Consider the following 18,520-nt stretch of genomic DNA (forward strand, 5'->3'; position numbering starts at 1 on the left):
TCAATACCCACTCTCACTCACCAGCACCCGGTGCCCCGGCCCGACCTCCCGGTACTCGTTCGCGACAGGCTCATATCCCACCGGATGTATCGGTGACGGGATCGGCTTGAAGTTCAGGTCCCGCTCCGACTTGCGGCGCTCGGGGTCGGCGATGGGCACCGCCTTCATCAGCGCCTGCGTATAGGCGTGCTGGGGGTTCTCGAAGACCGCGCGGCGGGGGCCGATCTCCACGATCCGGCCGAGATACATCACGCCCACATGGTGCGAGACGCGCTCCACCACCGCCATGTCGTGGCTGATGAAGAGGTAGGAGAGGCCGAGCTCCGCCTGCAGCTCCATCATCAGGTTCACCACCTGCGCCTGCACCGAGACGTCGAGCGCCGAGACCGCCTCGTCCGCGACGATGAGCTTGGGATTGAGCGAGAGCGCCCGCGCGATGGCGATACGCTGGCGCTGCCCGCCCGAAAGTTCGTGCGGATAACGGCGCATGAAGCTGCGCGGCAGCTCCACCCGGTCGAAAAGATCCTCCACCTTCCGGGCGATCCCGGCCTTGTCGAGACCCATCCCGCCGAAATTGTGGAGAGGCTCGGCCACCTGGTCGGCAAGCTGCATCTGCGGATTGAGCGAGGCGAAGGGATCCTGGAAGATCATCTGCATGTCGCGCCGCGCTTTACGCAGATCGCGGTCGTTCAGCGCCATGATGTCCGTGCCGCCAAGGTCGATCTTGCCCGAAAGCGGCTCCACCAGCCGCAGGATGGAGCGCCCGGCGGTCGACTTGCCGCAGCCCGACTCGCCCACGAGGCTCAGCGTCTGGCCCTTGTTGATGGTGAAGGACAGGTCCTCCACCGCGTGCACGTTCGCGACCGTGCGCCGGAAGAAGCCCCCCTGCACCGCGAACCGGGTCGTCAGGTTCTCGACGCGCAAGAGCGGCTCCTCGGTGCCGGGGATCGGATCGAGGGTCTGATCCTCGCGGCCCACGAGCTTCATCGGCGCGGGCGCGTCGGTGCCCGACATCTCCCCAAGGCGCGGCACGGCGGCCAGAAGCGCTTGCGTGTAAGGGTGCTGGGGATGCGCGAAGATCTCCGCGACCGGCCCCTCCTCCACCTTCTCGCCGCGAAACATCACGACGACGCGGTCGGCCATCTGCGCGACCACGGCCATGTCATGGGTGATGAACATCACCGCGGTGCCGGTCTCGCGTTTCAGCCGGTCGATCAGCGCCAGGATCTCCGCCTGGATCGTCACGTCGAGCGCGGTGGTCGGCTCGTCCGCGATCAGAAGGCGCGGCTTGCAGGCGAGCGCCATCGCGATCACGACACGCTGGCGCATCCCCCCCGACAGCTCGTGCGGATATTGCTTGAGCCGGCGTTCGGGTTCGGGAATGCGGACCTCGCGCAACAGCTCGAGCGCCCGCGCCTCCGCCGCGCTCCGCGACATCCCGCGATGTACGCGCAGCCCTTCGGTGAGCTGCCGACCAACGGTGAAGACGGGGTTCAGGGCCGTCATCGGCTCTTGGAAGATCATGCCGATCTCGTTGCCCCGGATCGTCCGCATCAGGTCCTGATGCGTCGTGGCAAGGTCGATCTCGCCGCCTTCCTTGCGGTCGAAGACGAGCTTGCCACCCGCGATGTCGCCGCCCGAGAACTCGATCAGCCGCATCAGCGAGAGCGAGGAGACCGACTTGCCGGAGCCCGACTCGCCAACGACGCAGACCGTCTCGCCCGGTGCGATGGAGAAGGACACGTCCTTGACCCCGACCACCGTGCCGGACTTCGTCTCGAACTGGACGCGCAGGTTCTCGATCCGTGCGATGGGGGTGTCGAGCATGGGTCCGGCTCCGTCTAGCGATCTGGTCCGCTGACGCTAGAGGCAGTGTCGTCAAACTGTCAAACCTTGCCATCGGCGCGGCGTCTCAAAGCTTGCAATCTGCCGAAACTCTGCTTTCGATAAAGCCATTGCCCACCCTCGGCGCTTCCGGCCCGACAAGAGGCAGACAAGAAAACCCGGCCAAAAAGGTCGGGTCCAACACGGGAGAGATATCCATGAAACTCAAGACCATGCTCCTCGGAGCGGTGGCAACGACCGCCTTCGCGCCAGCGGCGTTCGCCGAGCGCGGCTCGGACGGCCAGGTGAATATCATCTACTGGCAGGCCCCCTCGATCATGAACCCCTACCTGTCGGGCGGCACCAAGGACATCGAGGCCGCGAGCCTCGTGATCGAACCGCTCGGCCGGTATGACGAGACCGGCGCGCTCGTGCCCTACCTCGCCGAAGACATCCCCACCGTCGAGAATGGTGGCGTCTCGGAGGACCTGACCCAGATCACCTGGACGCTGAAAGAGGGCCTTCTGTGGTCCGATGGCAGCCCCGTGACCGCCGAGGACGTCGTGTTCACCGCCGAGTACTGCATGGCCCCCGAGGGCGGCTGCGCCCAGCGTGCCAAGTTCGACGGCGTCTCCTCGGTCGAGGCCCTCGACGAGCGCACGGTGCAGGTCACCTTCGACAGCCCCAAGCCCAACCCCTATGGCCCCTTCATGGGCGGGCAATCCCCCATCATCCAGAAAGCGCAGTTCGAGAACTGCCTCGGTGCGAACGCCTCCTCCTGCACCGAAGAGAACTTCAACCCGATCGGCACCGGCCCCTTCGTCGTCACGGATTTCCGCCCGAACGACGTGATCTCGCTCGAGGCTAACGAGAATTACCGCGATCCTGAGAAGCCCGCCTTCGCATCGGTGAACTTCAAGGGCGGCGGTGACGCCGTGGCCGCCGCACGCGCGGTGCTCGAGACCGGTGAATACGACTACGCCTGGAACCTGCAACTGGCGCCCGACGTGCTCGAGCAGATGGCCGCCGCCGGCCAGGGCGAACCCATCGCCGCCTTCGGCACGCTGGTCGAGCGGATCGAGATGAACCTCACCGATCCCTCGCCCGACCTGCCCGAAGGCGAGCGCTCGACGGTCGCGCATCCGCACCCGATCCTGTCGGATGAGCGGGTCCGCCGCGCGCTGTCCATGGCGATCGACCGCGAGCTTCTGGTCGAAGTCGGATATGGCCAGGCCGGCCGCGCCACATGCAATCTCGTGCCCGCGCCCGAGCTTTACGCCTCCGACAACACCGAATGCCTGACGCAGGATATCGAGGGCGCCAAGGCTCTGCTGGAGGAAGCCGGCTGGACCGACGCGAACGGCGACGGCATCCGCGAGAAGGACGGCATGGATCTCAGCCTCGTCTACCAGACCTCGACCAACGCCGTGCGCCAGGACTTCCAGGCGCTGATCAAGCAATGGTGGACCGAGATCGGCGTCGAGACCGAGCTTCGCAACATCGATGCCTCGGTCTTCTTCGGCGGCGATCCGGGCAGCCCGGACACGTTCCAGAAGTTCTACGCGGACGTGGAGATGTACGCGAACAACTTCGACGGCACGGATCCGCAATCCTACCTCGCCATGTATCGCTGCGGCAACGAGCCGAAGCCGTCCTCGCAATGGCAGGGCGAGAACATCAACCGCTTCTGCAACGAGGAATACGATGCGCTCCTCGATGAGCTGGCCCAGACCGGCGAGCTCGAGAAGCGCGGCGAGATCGCCAAGCGCCTCAACGAAATCATCACCAAGGAAACGATGACCATCGTTCCCCTGGTGGATCGCGGCCGGGTCTCGGCGCGCTCCAACACGCTGGGCGGCGTTGTCCTCAACACCTGGGACAGCGAGCTCTGGAACGCGGCCGACTGGTACCGCATCGAGGAGTGATCCTCACGTCGGGGCGCGCGAGCAACGCGCGTCCCGAACCTCCGCGTCGGGTGACGCCCAGCCCAGCCCCTCACCGCCTCCAAGAACGGCCGACACCCCATGCTGACCTATACGATCCGACGACTTGTCCTCGCGGTGCCGACGCTGCTCTTCATCAGCTTCGCCATCTTCATGCTTTTGCAGCTCGCGCCCGGCGATCCGATGGCGCAGGTGCCGCTGACCGTCCCGCCCGAGGTGAAACAGCAGATGCGCGAGGCGCTCGGCCTCGGTGAGCCGCCGCTCGTACAATACTGGAAATGGCTGGTGCAGGTCTTCTGGATCGAGCCTCAGGTCTTCATCGACTGGGCGACACGCGAGTCCTGGATTCTGGGCTGGCTGCCCGACACGCAGCTGTATCAGAACGAGCTCAGGGTGATCTCCTGGCAGACGCGCTCTCCGGTGATGGACATCGTGATCCAGCGCCTGCCGCAGACCATGTGGGTCGTGGGCCTCGCCTATGTCGTGGGCGTGCTGATCGCGCTGCCGATCGGCGTCTATTCGGCCTACCGGCAATACTCGGTGTTCGACCAGGCGGGCACCTTCGTCACGATGATCGGCTTCTCGATCCCGCCCTTCTTCACCGGACCGCTCCTGATCGTGATCTTCTCGGTGAGCCTCGGCTGGTTCCCCTCGATCTACGACACGACCCATGTCGTGAACGACTGGGCGAGCTTCAAGGTCCAGCTTCAGCAAATGGTCATGCCGGTCATGGTGCTGGCGCTTCAGACGACCGCGCAGATCTCGCGCTACATGCGCGCCTCGATGCTCGACAATCTCGGCGCCGATTACGTGCGCACGGCGCGCGCCAAGGGCCTCTCCGAAGCCGTGGTGGTCACGATCCACGTCCTGCGTAATTCAATGATCCCCGTCGTCACCGTGATCGCGCTCGGCGTGCCCGCGATCTTCGGCGGCGCGATCATCACCGAGAACGTCTTCAAGGTGAACGGGATCGGCCAGCTTCTCATCACCGCGCTCTTCGCCAATGACCTGCCGATGGTGATGACGCTGACATTCATCTTCGCCTTCCTCATCGTGATGTTCAATCTCATCGCCGATGTGCTCTACGGCGTACTCGACCCCAGGATCCGCTATGACTGAGCCCGTCCCCGCCTCCCCCGTCGCCATCGACGCGCTGGCCGACGAAGGCCCGCTCGAGCCGCCCCGCAGCCAGTGGGTCGATGTCTGGCAGCAATTCACCCGGCACAAGGGCGCGATGATGGGCGGGGCTTTCCTCGTGTTCATCACGCTCGCGGTGCTGGTCGGCCCGTGGATCTGGACGCTCGATCCGCAAACCCTCGATATTCGCAACAAGGATCTGCGCCCGATCTATACGATCATCTGGGATGGCAGCGCCAAGGTGTCCTGGGCTCACCCGTTCGGCACGGACAATCTTGGCCGCGATCAACTGGCGCAGATGATCGCGGGCGGACGCGCCTCGATGGCGGTCGGCTGGGCGGCGATGGTGCTGTCATTGCTGATCGGCACGGCGGTGGGTGTCGTCGCGGGCTATTTCAAACGCCTCGACGGCATCCTCATGCGCCTTACGGACTTGTTCCTGTCGCTGCCGATCCTGCCGCTCCTCCTCGTGGCGGTGACGCTCTTCCGCCAGCCGCTGCGGGCCAATTTCGGCCCCGAGGGGGGCATGTTCATCCTGATCGTGACGGTGATCGGCCTGACATCCTGGATGCCTACGGCACGGATCGTGCGCGGCGATATCCTGGCGCTCAAGGAACGCGAGTTCATCCTCGCCGCGCGCTCCATCGGCACCACGAGCGGCAAGATCATCCGCCGCCACCTTCTGCCGAACGTTCTCTCACCGATCATGGTCTCGGCAACGCTCGGCCTTGCCACCGCGATCATCACCGAAAGCGCGCTGTCCTTCCTCGGCGTGGGCTTCCCTTCCGATTACCCGACCTGGGGCAAGATGCTGGCCGACGCGGTACCGCGCATGGTCGATTTTCCCGAACGCGTCATGCTGCCGGGGATCGCGATCTCGCTGACCGTGCTTTCGGTGAACTATCTCGGCGACGGCCTGCGCGACGCGCTCGACCCGCGCATCCGGGGACGCTGACGCGCCGCCCCTGCCCGTTTGGGTTGGCGAAAATACCGTGCGGGGGTCTGGGGGCGCAAAGCCCCCAGCGCGTGCCGCCCGAGCGCCGCTCAGAGCGTGGGGCCCTGCTTCTCCATCTGGATGCGGATGCGCCGGATCATCCACCAGACCGCGAGCACGACCGGCAAAACCACCCCAGCGGTCAGCATCCCCCGCGACAATCCCACCGCTTCGGCCAGCGGATAGAGCAGATAGGCAGCAAGCGAGACCGCGTAATAGCTGATCGCAACTACCGACAAGCCTTCGACGGTCTTCTGCAGGCGCAGCTGCATATCGGCCCGCTGGTTCATGCTTTCCAGAAGCTGCTGGTTCTGCGCCGAGCGCTCGACCTCCACGCGCGTCCGCAAGAGGTCGCCCGCCCGCATCGCCCGTTCGGCCATCGTGCCGAGCCGCCGCTCGGCCGATTTCACCGTTCGCATCGCCGGATCGTAGCGCCGCGTCATGAATTCACGGAAGGTCTGCCGCCCGTCCCAGCGCTCCTCGCGCAGCACGTCGATGCGCTGCTCGACGATGGCCTCGTAGGCTCCGGTCGCGCCCAGCCGGAAGGATGTCTGCGCGGAAAGAGCTTCAAGCTCGGCCGAGACCGCGAGCAGCGCCTTCAGCGTCTCCTCGGCCGGTGCCTCGCCTTGCGTCATCACCTCCATGAGGCGCGTGAGCTCGCTGTCGATCTCCCCCATACGCGGGCTGATCGCCTTCACGCGGGTAAAGCCGAGCATCGACATTGCCTTGTAGGTCTCGATCTCTGTGAGCCGCTGCACGATCCGCCCCACGCGCCGCTGCCCGACACCCTGCCGGGTGAAGACGGCGAAGCGGGTATGCCCTGCCGGATCGATGCGGAAATCGCCCGCGATCACCGCCTCGTCGTCGATCACCGACGAGACCGCGAGGCTTTCGGGCACGAACCAATCGTCCAGAGGATCGGAGATGGCATCTCCCTCGGGCCGGATCTCACACCGGATGAGGCAGGAGGTTACCCGCACGCCCGGCGCGTCGTCGAGCCATTCACTGGGAAAGACCTCGAAATCCGCGGCGTCATAGGGACGCTCGCCCAGCCCTTCGAGGAAAACGGTATAAGTGACGAACTCGGTATGCTGCTCCCATTTCAGCATATGCCGCCCGATCGCGCCCTGGAAATGCGTGGCGCCCGGCTGCGGATGCGGCGCGCCGTAACGATCGAGCAAGTCCGTCAGGTGCCGCAGATCGAGCGACTTGTCGCGCGAGGCCGCGCCCTTGGCCTTCTTGATCGCCAGGAACACCGCGCGGCACGGCGTCTTGAGCGCGGGAAACGGCCGCGCATGCAGCTCGTTCGCGAGGCTGTATCGCAGGGGATGATCCTGAATCGGCGGCATGTCCGCACTCCTTGACTTCGCGGCAACCTAGCCTGCCAACTCGGATAGGGAAACAGAAAATATCTTTCGATCCAATGAGTTATGCGCGTACAACGGTATACTGCGCCTATTGAGGCGCACGCCTCCCTCAGTTTCGTCCGTCGGAGCGGTGGAGCGCAAAAAAAACGGGCACCGCGCGAAGCGATGCCCATTTCCCAGTAGCGTTCGGAGTGCTTAGCTGATCTTGCTCAGCAGCTCCGTGATCGTGGCTTTCGCGTCGCCGTAGAACATCCGCGTGTTGTCCTTGAAGAACAGCGGGTTCTCGATGCCGGAATAGCCCGTACCCTGGCCGCGCTTGCAGACGAAGACGTTCTTGGCCTTCCAGACTTCCAGAACCGGCATCCCGGCGATGGGCGAGTTGGGATCGTCCTGCGCCGCCGGGTTCACGATGTCATTGGAGCCGATGATGATGACGACATCGGTATCGGGGAAGTCGTCGTTGATCTCCTCCATCTCGAGCACGATGTCGTAGGGCACCTTCGCCTCGGCGAGAAGCACGTTCATGTGGCCCGGAAGGCGGCCTGCGACCGGGTGGATCGCAAAGCGGACCGTCTTGCCCTTGCCGCGCAGTTTCGATGTCAGGTCCGACACCGCACCCTGCGCCTGTGCCACGGCCATGCCGTAGCCCGGCACGATCACGACGCTGTCCGCTTCCTCGAGCGCGGAGGCCACGCCATCGGCATCGATGGCCACCTGTTCGCCCTCGACCTCGGCCTGTGCGCCGCCGGAGCTGCCGCCCCAACCGCCCAGGATCACCGAGACGAAGCTGCGGTTCATGCCTTTGCACATGATGTAGGACAGGATCGCGCCCGAAGAGCCGACCAGGGCACCGACCACGATCAGAAGGTCGTTGCCGAGCGAGAAGCCGATCGCTGCCGCGGCCCAGCCCGAATAGGAGTTCAGCATCGACACGACGACCGGCATGTCCGCGCCGCCGATGCCCATGATCAGGTGATAGCCGATGAAGAAGGCCAGAAGCGCCATCAGGATGAGCGTCCAGGAGCCCGATCCGCCGAGATAGAGCACCAGCATCAGGAGCGAGCCGAGCACCGCCGCGAGGTTGAGCATATGCCCGCCCGGCAGCTGCTTAGCCGAGGTGTCAACCTTACCGGCAAGCTTGCCGTAGGCGATAATCGAGCCGGTGAAGGTGACCGCGCCGATCCAGATGCCGAGGCTGAGCTCAACCATCAGGATGCCGATCTCCACCGGCGTCTTCTTGGCAACCAGCTCTGCGAAGTTGCCCTCGACACTCTCGCCGGCGGCTTTCGCCGCTTCGACCATGTTGATGGTGATGTCGGCGTTGAAGCCCACGAAGACCGCAGCGAGGCCGACAAGGCTGTGCATGGCCGCCACAAGCTCGGGCATCTGGGTCATCTGCACCTTGCTGGCGAGCTGCCAGCCGATCGCGCCGCCCAGCGCGACCAGCACGATCGAGACGAACCAAAGCCCCGATCCCGGCCCGATGAGCGTCGCCACGGTCGCGATGGCCATGCCGACGATGCCGTACCAGATCGCGCGTTTCGCGCTTTCCTGCCCGCTCAGGCCACCGAGCGAGAGGATGAAGAGAACTGCCGCGACCACATAGGCCGCCGTCGTGAATCCGAAGTCCATAATCCTGCCTCCCGCTTACGATTTCTGGAACATGGCGAGCATGCGCCGTGTCACCATGAAGCCGCCGACGATGTTGATACCGGCCATGAAGACCGACACCGCGGCGAGCAGGATCACCAGGAACGAGCTCGATCCGATCTGCATGAGCGCGCCCAGGATGATGATCGACGAGATCGCGTTCGTGACCGCCATCAGCGGCGTGTGCAGCGAATGGCTGACGCCCCAGATCACCTGGAAGCCGACAAAGACCGACAGGACGAAGACGATGAAGTGCTGCATGAAGCTCGCGGGCGCGATGAGGCCCACCGCGAGGATCAGCACAGCCCCGACGCCCAGAAGCGCGACCTGCTGCTGGGTCTGCTTCTTGAATGCGGCCATCTCTTCGGCGCGCTTCTCCTCGGGAGTCTTTTCCTTTTCCTTCGGCTTGGGCTTCTGCGCCGCAATCGCCTTTGTCTTTGGCGGTGGTGGCGGGAAGGTCACCTCTTTCTCATGCGCGACGGTCGCGCCGCGGATGACATCGTCTTCCATGTTGTGATTGACCTGCCCGTCCTTCTCGGGGGTCAGGTCGGTCATCAGGTGACGGATGTTCGTGGCGTAGAGCAGCGAGGATTGCTTGGCCATCCGGCTGGGGAAGTCGGTATAGCCGATGATCGTCACGCCATTGTCGGTGACGATCTTCTTGTCCTTCTGCGTGAGCTTGCAATTGCCGCCCTTCTCGGCGGCAAGGTCGACGATCACCGAGCCGGGCTTCATCGCCTTGACCATGTCCTCGGTCCAGAGCTCCGGCGCTTCGCGGTTCGGGATGAGCGCCGTGGTGATGACGATGTCGACGTCGGGCGCGAGCTCGCGGAACTTGGCAAGCTGCGCCTCCCGGAATTCAGGCGAGGAGGGCTTGGCGTAGCCGCCCGATTCCGATCCGTCCTCCTGGTCTTCCTCGAAATCGAGATAGACGAACTCGGCGCCCATCGATTCCACCTGTTCGGCGACCTCGGGACGCACGTCGAAGGCCAGCGTGATCGCGCCGAGCGAGGTCGACGTGCCGATGGCGGCAAGGCCCGCCACGCCCGCGCCGACGATCAGAACCTTTGCCGGGGGCACCTTGCCCGCCGCCGTCACCTGCCCGGTGAAGAAGCGGCCGAAATTGTTGCCCGCCTCGATCACCGCGCGATAACCCGCGATATTCGCCATCGAGGACAGCGCGTCCATCTTCTGCGCGCGGGAAATCCGCGGCACCATGTCCATCGCGATGACGCTGGCGCCCTTGTCGGCTGCGGCCTTCATCAGGTCTTCGTTCTGGCCAGGCCAGAAGAAGGAGATCAGAAGCTTCTTCTCGGACAGCCGCTTGACCTCGGTATCGGTCGGCGGCTGCACCTTGGCGATGACATCGGCCTCCTTGTAGAGCGCCGCCGCGGTCTTGATGATCTCGACGCCGGCCTCCTCATAGGCGGCATCGGGGAAGCCGGCCTTGTCGCCCGCGCCCGTCTCGATCGCGCAATCGTAGCCGAGTTTCTGAAGCATCTTGGCGCTGTCGGGCGTCATCGCGACGCGCGCTTCGCCCTCCATCACCTCTTTGGGTGTTCCAATCTTCACGGATCTCGTCCCCTTTTCGGTCCATCGGTCTTGGTGCCAACGTAGAGCGCGGCGACGGCTGGAAGCCATAACCCTCGCCCGCGCACGCCGGATCGCTCGAACCTAGAGCATAGGTTCCGGCGGAGTTAAAGCCACCTATTCGTTTGTTGCGCGTATGCGTCGAATTCGGAAAGAAATGTAGCCTGGATGCGCTGCTCTTCGGGAAGGATGAAGCGGAGCTGAAGGATCATGGCAAGGATCGGCGCAAGGATCAGACCGGGCAGAGAGCCCCAGTAGAGCGACGCGCCGAGCAATATCGCGACATCGGCCAGGTAGATCGGATTGCGGCTGAACCGATAAATCCTCGTTGTGACAAGGGCACTTGGCGTGTCGCCGGGAATGATGCTGGTGCGGTGACGGCGGAACTCGCGCGCTGCGAGCGCGATCACGCAGGCTCCAGCGAGCACGATGAGGGCTCCGACACTCTCCAGCGCGAAGTCAGGGCCAACACCACGAAAGAGCCAGGACAGCAGCAACAGGCCCGCCAGCCATACGGGCGGCATGTCGATCCAGCGCATCCTCGGTCCCTCCGCATCCTGACGCAACGTCCAGCCTGCGCCAGCCATGCAGCGGCGGCAAGCGCCCTTGTGGCCGGAGCATCGCGGCTTCTAGGCTTCGCGCACTACCAAAGGAGGACCATCATGCATCTCGACGGCAAACACGCGCTCGTCACAGGCGGCGGAACCGGGATCGGCCTGGCCATAGCGAAGGCGCTCGCAGCGCAAGGGGCCCAAGTGACGATCACCGGGCGGCGCGAGGACCGCCTGCGGGCCGCCGAGACTGACCGGATCCACGGCATCGTCATGGACGTCTCGGACGAGACCTCGGTCGAAGACGGTGTCGCCGCCGCGGTCACGGCGCGCGGACCCGTGCAGATCTGCGTCGCCAATGCCGGCATCGCCGAGGGCCGCGCAATCCACAAGACCGACCTCGAGTTCTGGCGGCAGATGATGGGCATCAATCTCGACGGCTGCTTCCTGACGATCCGCGCCTGCCTCGCATCGATGCGGCAGACCGATTGGGGCCGCGTGATCGCCGTCTCCTCCATCGCGGGTCTGAAGGGCCTGAAGGGCGCACCGGCCTACTCGGCTTCCAAACACGGCATGATAGGGTTGATGCGCGGGCTCGCCGCCGATTACGCGGGCAAGCCCTACACGTTCAACGCGCTCTGCCCCGCCTATGTCGACACCGACATCGTGTCCTCGAATGTCGAGAAGATCATGGAGCGCACTGGCATGTCGGAGGCCGAAGCGCAGAAGGTCATGGTCGGCGTGAACCCGCATGGGCGCCTTGTCACCTCCGAGGAAGTGGCCGAGGCCGCGCTGTTTCTCTGCGGCGAAAATTCGGGCAGCATGAACGGTCAGGCGATCCAGATCGCAGGCGGCGAATTGTAAAATCGCGCGCGGCGGAGCGCAGGCGAGCCATCATCTTCCGCCGCTTTCTCGCCACATCTTCCGCGCCCCTGCCAGCGATCTTTCGAAACCCTCCCTCATAGGGGGCGTTTCATCGTTTCGCGACCATGGACTTTTCCAAGTTTAGACAGATTCCTCGCCAAATTTCGACATCGCCCGCGGCTAGTTCTGGTTAACAACGCTGCGGTCCGGCCGGAGCATTCTAACCGGCCGCGATGTCCCGTCAGAAGGACAGCGGCACAGAAGTGCAGAGCAGTCCCATGCCGACTTACACGTTCGATATCTATCTGACCGACCCGTTGGGCCAATTCGGCTCGAGCGCGGGTGCGACCCGCACCTGGAACGGAGCGGCGACGCCGAACGGGACGGCCTCGATCACCGACAACCAGTCCGGTGCCGGAGGTCTGAGGCTCGAGGATCTGGGCGCGGGCGAGACCGCGACCGCGACAGTCACGACACCGGGCGGCACCTCCACCAACGCGGTGGTCTACGCCGAAGAGGTCTGGACCGTCACCGATACCGTCAGCGGCGAGACGTTCCAGGTTGCGACCCTGCGCGTTCAGTCTGGCGACGCGACCGGCTATTACACGCTGTCCGAGGAAACGCTCGTTGCGGGCCGTAGCTACACGATCAACCAGGTCGATACGACACCAAATGGCGCGGCCGGTGATCCCGTCTTCTCTTACGAGGACTACGCGGTCGGCTATGTCGACGGCACGTCCGGCGGCGATCTCATCGACTACGCCTATACCGACGGCGAAGGCGAAGGCATCGACGACGATACGGCCTCGCTCGGCGACACGATCGTCGCGGGCGCGGGCAACGACACGGTCTATGGCGGCTTTGGCTCGGATACGATCGAGGGCGGCGACGGCGACGATCTAATCTATGGCGGCAACGATACGCTGACCGGTCCCGGACCCGACCTCAGTGAGACGTTCCGCTGGAACGCGGTCGGAGGCAACGGAACGAACGTCGCCGGAGGTATCACCCAGAATACCGGCGGCGTCGATGTGACCGTCTCCTTCGCCAATGCCGGCAACAACAACCCGACCTTCCAGATCGACACCGACGATCCGCAATATGTCGGCGCGGAAGGGTTCAACCCGAACTCCTCGCTCTATCTTTTCGGAAACGGTGACGGGCAGACCTCGGTCACGACGATCGATTTCGACGGCGCGAACGCCGATTACGAAGACCATGTCGAGAACCTGACCTTCATCATCAACGACGTCGACTGGGGCAGCGGCAACCATACCGACGTCGTGACGGTCAACGCGGTCGATATCAACGGCGACCCCGTCACGGTCACCCTGTCGCCCTATGGCGCCGATACGGTCAGCGGCAATACGGTCACCGCCTCCACGAACGCAAACACGACGGCCCAGGCCGGTGGCGCCGTTCTGGTCGAGATCGCGGGTCCGGTCTCCTCTGTGTCGATCTCGTATGCCAACCTGCAATCCGGCACCCAGGGGATCTGGGTCACGGATATGAGATACGACGTGGTCCCCTCCGAGAACCAGGACGATGTCATCTCGGGCGGCGCGGGCAACGACACGATTTTCGGTGAAGGCGGCGACGACACCATCACCGGCGACGCCGGCGCGGACTCGCTCTCGGGCGGACGCGGCAACGATTCCCTTGTCGGCGGAGATGGCGATGACACGCTCGAAGGTGGCGAGGGCGCTGACACGCTTTCGGCCGGAGCGGGCATGGACTTCGCCTCCTACGCCTCGTCCGATGCCGGTGTCACGATCAACCTGGCCAACAGCACCTTCTCGGGCGGCCACGCGACGGGCGATGTCAGCGAAGGCGGGATCGACGGGATCATCGGCTCGGATTTCGACGACAGCCTGACCGGCTACGACCAGGAAGGCCCGGATTTCACGAATGAATTCTATGGCGGCCTCGGCAACGACACGCTGGACGGTGCGGGCGGCGCGGACAGGCTCTTCGGTGAGGAAGGCGACGATTCCATCATCGGCGGCACTGGCGCCGATACGCTCGATGGCGGCGCGGGCAACGACACGATCGAAGTGGCCCAGGGCGACGTGGTCTTCGGCGGCGACGGCGACGACCTGTTCCTGCTGACCGATCTCGGCGAGCCCGGCACCGACGGCATCAGCATCGACGGCGGCACAGGGGACCAGACCGGCGGCGACATTCTCGACCTGACGGGCGCTGCCGACCGCGGCACGCTCTCCTTCACCACCGACCCGATCACCGGCGAGAGCTTCGGCACCGTTCAGCTCTTCGACGGCTCGATCGTCACCTTCTCGAATATCGACCAGATCATCTGCTTCACGCCCGGCACGCGGATCCGCACCGCGGCAGGCTGGCGCGCGGTCGAGACGCTCGAGACCGGCGATCTGATCGCGACGCAGGAGTCGGGCCTCAGCCCCCTGCGCTGGATCGCCTCGGACCGGGTTCAGGGCGATGGAGACTTCGCGCCCGTGCTGATCCCCGCAGGCACACTGCCCGGCCAGTTCGGCGATCTGAAGGTCTCACCGCAGCACCGTATCCTGATGCGCGGCCCCGCCGCCGAGATGCTGTTCGGAGTGGACGAGGTCTTCGTTGCGGCGATCCACCTTGTCGGATGGCATGGCATCCGACGCGATCCGGCCCCCGCAGTCGAGTATTACCACCTCGCGCTGGCACGTCACGAAGTCATCTTCGCCGAAGGGGCGGAGACCGAAAGCTTCTTCGTCGGCAAAAACGGCCTCGAGGGGATCTCGAAGATCAACCTTGCGCGGCTTTGGGCGGCCTTCCCGCATGTAGAGCGGAGCGAGGACGCCTATGGGCAGACCGCGCGGCTCTGTCTCAAGGCATTCGAGGCCAAGGCGCTGCTCGACCGGATCGCACCGCTCGAGCTTTACGCCCCACCCATGCGCGAGGCGAAAGTCAGCGCCTGACCTTCAGGCGCTGATCTGGTCGGCGCGCTTCGGCTGCTTGCGCTCGGCCCATTCCCTCGCCGCGGCACCGAACGCCTGGAACAGCGGACGCGACACCGGATCGTTCGCCGCATCCCATTCGGGGTGCCATTGCACTGCGAGCGTGAAGCCCGGCGCGCCATCGATATAGGTCGCCTCGGGTGTGCCGTCCGGCGCATGTCCGTCAATCACGACCCGCGCGCCCGCGCTCTTGATCCCCTGCCCGTGAAGCGTGTTCGTCATCACTTCCCGTGCGCCGAGAATACGGTGGTACGGGCCGTTCTCGGTAAAGCTGACCTTGTGGCGCAGCGCGAATTTCTCTTCCAGCGTCCCATCAGGCGGCATCCGATGATTCATCCGGCCTGGCAGATCGCGGATCTCGGGATAGAGCGTGCCGCCCATCGCGACATTCACTTCCTGGAAGCCGCGGCAGACGCCAAAGACCGGCTGGCCGCGCTCGACGCAGGCCCGAACCAGCGGCAGGGCGATGGCATCGCGGTCACGGTCGAAAGCGCCATGCGCCTCGGTCGCTTCCTCGCCGTATTCCTCGGGATGCACGTTGGGCCGCCCCCCGGTCAGAAGGAACCCGTCGCAGGCGTCGAGAAGCTCGGCCACCGAGACCACGCGCGGATCGGCCGGGATCAGAAGCGGCAGCCCCTCCGAGACGAGCGCCACCGCCTCGGAGTTCATCGTTCCGCCCGCATGGGCCGGATACTGATCGTTGATCAGGTGATGATTGGTGATGATCCCGATGACCGGACGGGTCATGACGGCCTCTTTCTTGCGAAATGGAACCCGTCATATGTAATCGAGAGCCCCCGCGAGGTGAAGCCCCTCAGACCTCCGCCTCGAGCCCGGCGGCCTCGATGCCCGCTTTGGCGGCAGCCGCGTCGTTGTCGGACGTATCTCCCGTCACCCCGACCGCGCCGAGAAGCCGGCCCTTGCCGTCACGCACCAGAACGCCGCCCGGAACCGGCACGAGCGCCCCGCCGAACGCGCCATTGGCGCAGGCGATGAAGTAAGCCTGATCCTCCGCGCGCTTCATCTGCGCCGAGCCCGGCATGCCGAGCATCACCGCGCCATAGGCCTTGCCATGCGCGATCTGGTACCGCCCCGGGCTTGCCCTGTCCGAGCGTTCGAACGCGATCGGGTTACCGCCGCTATCGAGCACGATCACCGACAGCGGCTTCATCCCGGCCGCCTTTCCATGATCCAGCGTCTTGCGAATGATGGTGCGCGCCCGGCGCAATGAGGTCTCGGCCATGTCGTCTCCTTTTCAACGCAGCGGGGACATGTGGACCCTGCCCGTGCCCCCCATTTGGGTTGGCGAAAATACCGCGGGGTGTGGGGCAGAGCCCCACCCGGATCCGGTCGGCCCCGCCGACCGGATCCGCCGGTCTCACCCGGCCGCCTTCAATTCAAGACGCCGGCGATGCAGCACCGGCTCGGTATAGCCCGAGGGCTGCGCGCGGCCCTCGAAGACCAGATCGCAGGCCGCCTGGAACGCGATCCCGTCAAAGCCCGGCGCCATCGGCCGGTAGCCCGGATCGGAGGCGTTCTGCTTGTCCACCACCTCGGCCATGCGCTGCAACGTCTCCATCACCTCGTCCCGAGAGACGACACCGTGATGCAGCCAGTTCGCGATATGCTGCGCGGAGATGCGGCAGGTCGCGCGATCCTCCATGAGCCCGACATCGTCGATATCGGGCACCTTGGAGCAGCCGATCCCGTGATCGACCCAGCGCACCACATAACCCAGGATACCTTGCGCGTTGTTCTCGATCTCGCGGCGCACCACGTCCTTCTCCCAGTTGCGGCCCTCGGCCACCGGGATCGTCAAGAGCGCGTCGAGACCCGAACGCGGCCCGCCCTTGGCAAGCGCGTCCTGCCGGGCGGCGACATCGACCTCGTGGTAATGCGTCGCGTGCAGGGTCGCCGCAGTCGGCGACGGCACCCAGGCGCACGTCGCGCCGGATTTGGGATGGCCGATCTTCGCCTCCAGCATCGCCGCCATCCGGTCGGGCATGGCCCACATCCCCTTGCCGATCTGCGCCCGGCCCTTCAATCCGCAGGCAAGACCGATATCGACGTTGCGATCCTCGTAGGCAGCGATCCACTCGCTCCCCTTCATCTCGCCCTTGGGCACCATCGGGCCTGCTTCCATCGCGGTGTGAATCTCGTCGCCCGTCCGGTCGAGAAAGCCGGTATTGATGAAGGCCACCCGGTGTTTCGCGGCCCGGATACACTCCTTGAGGTTCGCCGAGGTGCGCCGCTCTTCATCCATGATGCCGAGCTTCACGGTGTATTGCTCGAGCCCAAGAACCGCCTCGACCTTGAGGAAGATCCGGTCGGCGAAAGCGACCTCGGCCGGTCCATGCATCTTCGGTTTGACCACGTAGACAGAACCGGCGCGGGAATTTCCGGCACCTTCTTCCTTGAGATCGTGCATCGCGATCAGCGTCGTGATCATCGCGTCCATCAGCCCCTCGAAGACTTCGTTGTCTTCCGCATCGAGGATCGCGGGATTCGTCATCAAGTGGCCGACATTGCGCACGAGCATGAGCGCGCGGCCGGGCAGCGTGAGCCCCGCGCCATCGGGTGTCTCGTAGACGCGGTCAGGGTTCAGCCGGCGCGTCACTGTCTCTCCGCCCTTCTCGAAACTCTCTTCGAGATCACGCTGCATCAGGCCGAGCCAATTGGAATAGGCGAGCGTCTTGTCCGGCCCGTCGACGCAGGCGACCGAATCCTCGCAATCCATGATCGCGGATACCGCGCTCTCGAGCTCCACATCCGCGAGGTTCGCAGGATCGGTCTTGCCGATGGCATGGGAGGGATCGACGACAAGCTCGATCTTCAGACCGTTATTCTCCAGAAGATACCGCGTCGCGCCGTCTTCATTGCGCCAGCCCTTGAACTGCGCCGGATCGGCAAGCGGGCCGGTATCTGTGACGAGCGCGCCGCCTTCTACGGAATAAGCCGAGACGTCCTTGTGCGAGCCCGACGCCAGCGGCACCGCCTTGTCCAGAAACTCCTTCGCCCAGGCGATGACCCGCGTCCCGCGTTCGGGATCGTAGCCCTTGCCTTCGGGCAGATCGCCCAGCGCATCGGTGCCGTAAAGCGCGTCATAGAGCGAGCCCCAGCGCGCATTCGCGGCGTTGAGCGCGAAGCGCGCATTGGTGATGGGCACGACAAGCTGCGGGCCGGCGATCTTCGCGATGGCGGGATCGACATTGCGCGTCTCGATCTCGAAATTGCTCCCTTCGGGCAAGAGATAGCCCAGATCCTCGAGAAACGCGCGATAGGTCTGCATGTCCGAAATCTTGCCGGGATTGTCGCGATGCCAAAGGTCGATCTTTGACTGCATCTCCTCGCGCGTGGCGAGATGGGCGCGGTTCTCGGGCGTCATTTCGGCAACGAGTTCGGAGAAGCCTTTCCAGAAGGCATCCGCCGCGACGCCCGTGCCAGGCAGGGCGCGCTTTTCAAGGAACTCGGCGAGCCCTGCTTCGACCTTCAATCCTTCGCGGATCACGCGCTCGACCATGCTGTCCTCCCGTTTGTTCTCTCAGCTCCGAGACATAAGCGCCGTGTTTCCGATAGGCAACTCGCGGACGTGCGGGCGCACCGCCGATTTCGCATTCGCGATCGGGCCCGC

At 64.8% G+C, this 18,520-nt stretch carries 13 protein-coding genes; 5 read left to right on the plus strand and 8 right to left on the minus strand.

Translation table 11 applies throughout. The features are described 5' to 3' along the window. Positions 1-1,827 carry an ABC transporter ATP-binding protein gene (locus tag FIU91_RS12355; RefSeq protein WP_152462682.1) on the minus strand — a complete coding sequence of 609 codons (1,827 nt, stop codon included), beginning with the start codon at positions 1,825-1,827 and terminating at the stop codon, positions 1-3. A gap of 215 nt (positions 1,828-2,042) precedes the next feature. On the opposite strand from FIU91_RS12355, the gene FIU91_RS12360 reads away from it, so the two are divergent. The 3 genes from FIU91_RS12360 to FIU91_RS12370 all read left to right on the plus strand — a co-directional run bounded on the left by FIU91_RS12360 (position 2,043) and on the right by FIU91_RS12370 (position 5,859). Then, entirely contained in the window at positions 2,043-3,749 is a 1,707-nt protein-coding gene (locus tag FIU91_RS12360; protein WP_152462683.1) for a peptide ABC transporter substrate-binding protein, read from the plus strand. Between the two features lie 99 nt (positions 3,750-3,848). Continuing rightward, the gene (locus FIU91_RS12365) at positions 3,849-4,886 is read left to right on the plus strand and encodes an ABC transporter permease (protein WP_152462684.1); all 1,038 of its coding nucleotides are present in this window, start codon (positions 3,849-3,851) and stop codon (positions 4,884-4,886) included. Beyond that, a complete protein-coding gene (locus FIU91_RS12370; RefSeq protein WP_152462685.1) occupies positions 4,879-5,859 on the plus strand; it encodes an ABC transporter permease in 981 nt (326 codons plus the stop codon). The genes FIU91_RS12365 and FIU91_RS12370 overlap by 8 nt, the downstream gene beginning before the upstream one ends. Before the next feature lie 89 nt (positions 5,860-5,948). On the opposite strand, the gene FIU91_RS12375 is transcribed toward FIU91_RS12370, so the two are convergent. The 4 genes from FIU91_RS12375 to FIU91_RS12390 form a co-directional block, all read right to left on the minus strand. After that, entirely contained in the window at positions 5,949-7,247 is a 1,299-nt protein-coding gene (locus FIU91_RS12375; RefSeq protein ID WP_093010888.1) for a DUF3422 family protein, read from the minus strand. A 213-nt stretch (positions 7,248-7,460) separates the two neighbouring features. Then, a complete protein-coding gene (locus tag FIU91_RS12380; protein ID WP_152462686.1) occupies positions 7,461-8,897 on the minus strand; it encodes an NAD(P)(+) transhydrogenase (Re/Si-specific) subunit beta in 1,437 nt (478 codons plus the stop codon). 15 nt (positions 8,898-8,912) lie between these two features. Next, entirely contained in the window at positions 8,913-10,487 is a 1,575-nt protein-coding gene (locus tag FIU91_RS12385; RefSeq protein WP_152462687.1) for a Re/Si-specific NAD(P)(+) transhydrogenase subunit alpha, read from the minus strand. Between the two features lie 125 nt (positions 10,488-10,612). Further along, positions 10,613-11,044, minus strand: coding sequence for an isoprenylcysteine carboxylmethyltransferase family protein (locus FIU91_RS12390; RefSeq protein WP_172975004.1), 432 nt, complete (start codon positions 11,042-11,044; stop codon positions 10,613-10,615). 123 nt (positions 11,045-11,167) lie between these two features. On the opposite strand from FIU91_RS12390, the gene FIU91_RS12395 reads away from it, so the two are divergent. Together FIU91_RS12395 and FIU91_RS12400 are read left to right on the plus strand one after the other, a co-directional pair. After that, the gene (locus FIU91_RS12395) at positions 11,168-11,920 is read left to right on the plus strand and encodes an SDR family NAD(P)-dependent oxidoreductase (protein ID WP_152462689.1); all 753 of its coding nucleotides are present in this window, start codon (positions 11,168-11,170) and stop codon (positions 11,918-11,920) included. 278 nt (positions 11,921-12,198) lie between these two features. Then, entirely contained in the window at positions 12,199-14,850 is a 2,652-nt protein-coding gene (locus tag FIU91_RS12400; protein ID WP_152462690.1) for a Hint domain-containing protein, read from the plus strand. 3 nt (positions 14,851-14,853) lie between these two features. On the opposite strand, the gene FIU91_RS12405 is transcribed toward FIU91_RS12400, so the two are convergent. The 3 genes from FIU91_RS12405 to FIU91_RS12415 all read right to left on the minus strand — a co-directional run bounded on the left by FIU91_RS12405 (position 14,854) and on the right by FIU91_RS12415 (position 18,409). Further along, entirely contained in the window at positions 14,854-15,636 is a 783-nt protein-coding gene (locus FIU91_RS12405) for a gamma-glutamyl-gamma-aminobutyrate hydrolase family protein (RefSeq protein WP_152462691.1), read from the minus strand. A 67-nt stretch (positions 15,637-15,703) separates the two neighbouring features. After that, on the minus strand, positions 15,704-16,132 hold the full coding sequence (locus FIU91_RS12410; protein ID WP_152462692.1) for a heme-binding protein: 429 nt from the start codon (positions 16,130-16,132) through the stop codon (positions 15,704-15,706). Positions 16,133-16,267: 135 nt separating this feature from the next. Further along, positions 16,268-18,409, minus strand: coding sequence for a malate synthase G (locus FIU91_RS12415; RefSeq protein ID WP_152462693.1), 2,142 nt, complete (start codon positions 18,407-18,409; stop codon positions 16,268-16,270). Between the last annotated feature and the right edge of the window lie 111 nt (positions 18,410-18,520).

This window comes from Roseivivax sp. THAF30, from assembly GCF_009363575.1.
GTDB classification, from domain to species: domain Bacteria; phylum Pseudomonadota; class Alphaproteobacteria; order Rhodobacterales; family Rhodobacteraceae; genus Roseivivax; species Roseivivax halotolerans.

What these genes read in the sequence shown, in the direction of transcription:
- FIU91_RS12405 (WP_152462691.1), bottom strand. Translation starts at nt 15,636, where the DNA reads ATGACCCGTCCGGTCATCGGGATCATCACCAATCATCACCTGATCAAC.
- FIU91_RS12355 (WP_152462682.1), bottom strand. Translation starts at nt 1,827, where the DNA reads ATGCTCGACACCCCCATCGCACGGATCGAGAACCTGCGCGTCCAGTTC.
- FIU91_RS12410 (WP_152462692.1), bottom strand. Translation starts at nt 16,132, where the DNA reads ATGGCCGAGACCTCATTGCGCCGGGCGCGCACCATCATTCGCAAGACG.
- FIU91_RS12390 (WP_172975004.1), bottom strand. Translation starts at nt 11,044, where the DNA reads ATGCGCTGGATCGACATGCCGCCCGTATGGCTGGCGGGCCTGTTGCTG.
- FIU91_RS12400 (WP_152462690.1), top strand. Translation starts at nt 12,199, where the DNA reads ATGCCGACTTACACGTTCGATATCTATCTGACCGACCCGTTGGGCCAA.
- FIU91_RS12415 (WP_152462693.1), bottom strand. Translation starts at nt 18,409, where the DNA reads ATGGTCGAGCGCGTGATCCGCGAAGGATTGAAGGTCGAAGCAGGGCTC.
- FIU91_RS12395 (WP_152462689.1), top strand. Translation starts at nt 11,168, where the DNA reads ATGCATCTCGACGGCAAACACGCGCTCGTCACAGGCGGCGGAACCGGG.
- FIU91_RS12360 (WP_152462683.1), top strand. Translation starts at nt 2,043, where the DNA reads ATGAAACTCAAGACCATGCTCCTCGGAGCGGTGGCAACGACCGCCTTC.
- FIU91_RS12370 (WP_152462685.1), top strand. Translation starts at nt 4,879, where the DNA reads ATGACTGAGCCCGTCCCCGCCTCCCCCGTCGCCATCGACGCGCTGGCC.
- FIU91_RS12380 (WP_152462686.1), bottom strand. Translation starts at nt 8,897, where the DNA reads ATGGACTTCGGATTCACGACGGCGGCCTATGTGGTCGCGGCAGTTCTC.
- FIU91_RS12375 (WP_093010888.1), bottom strand. Translation starts at nt 7,247, where the DNA reads ATGCCGCCGATTCAGGATCATCCCCTGCGATACAGCCTCGCGAACGAG.
- FIU91_RS12365 (WP_152462684.1), top strand. Translation starts at nt 3,849, where the DNA reads ATGCTGACCTATACGATCCGACGACTTGTCCTCGCGGTGCCGACGCTG.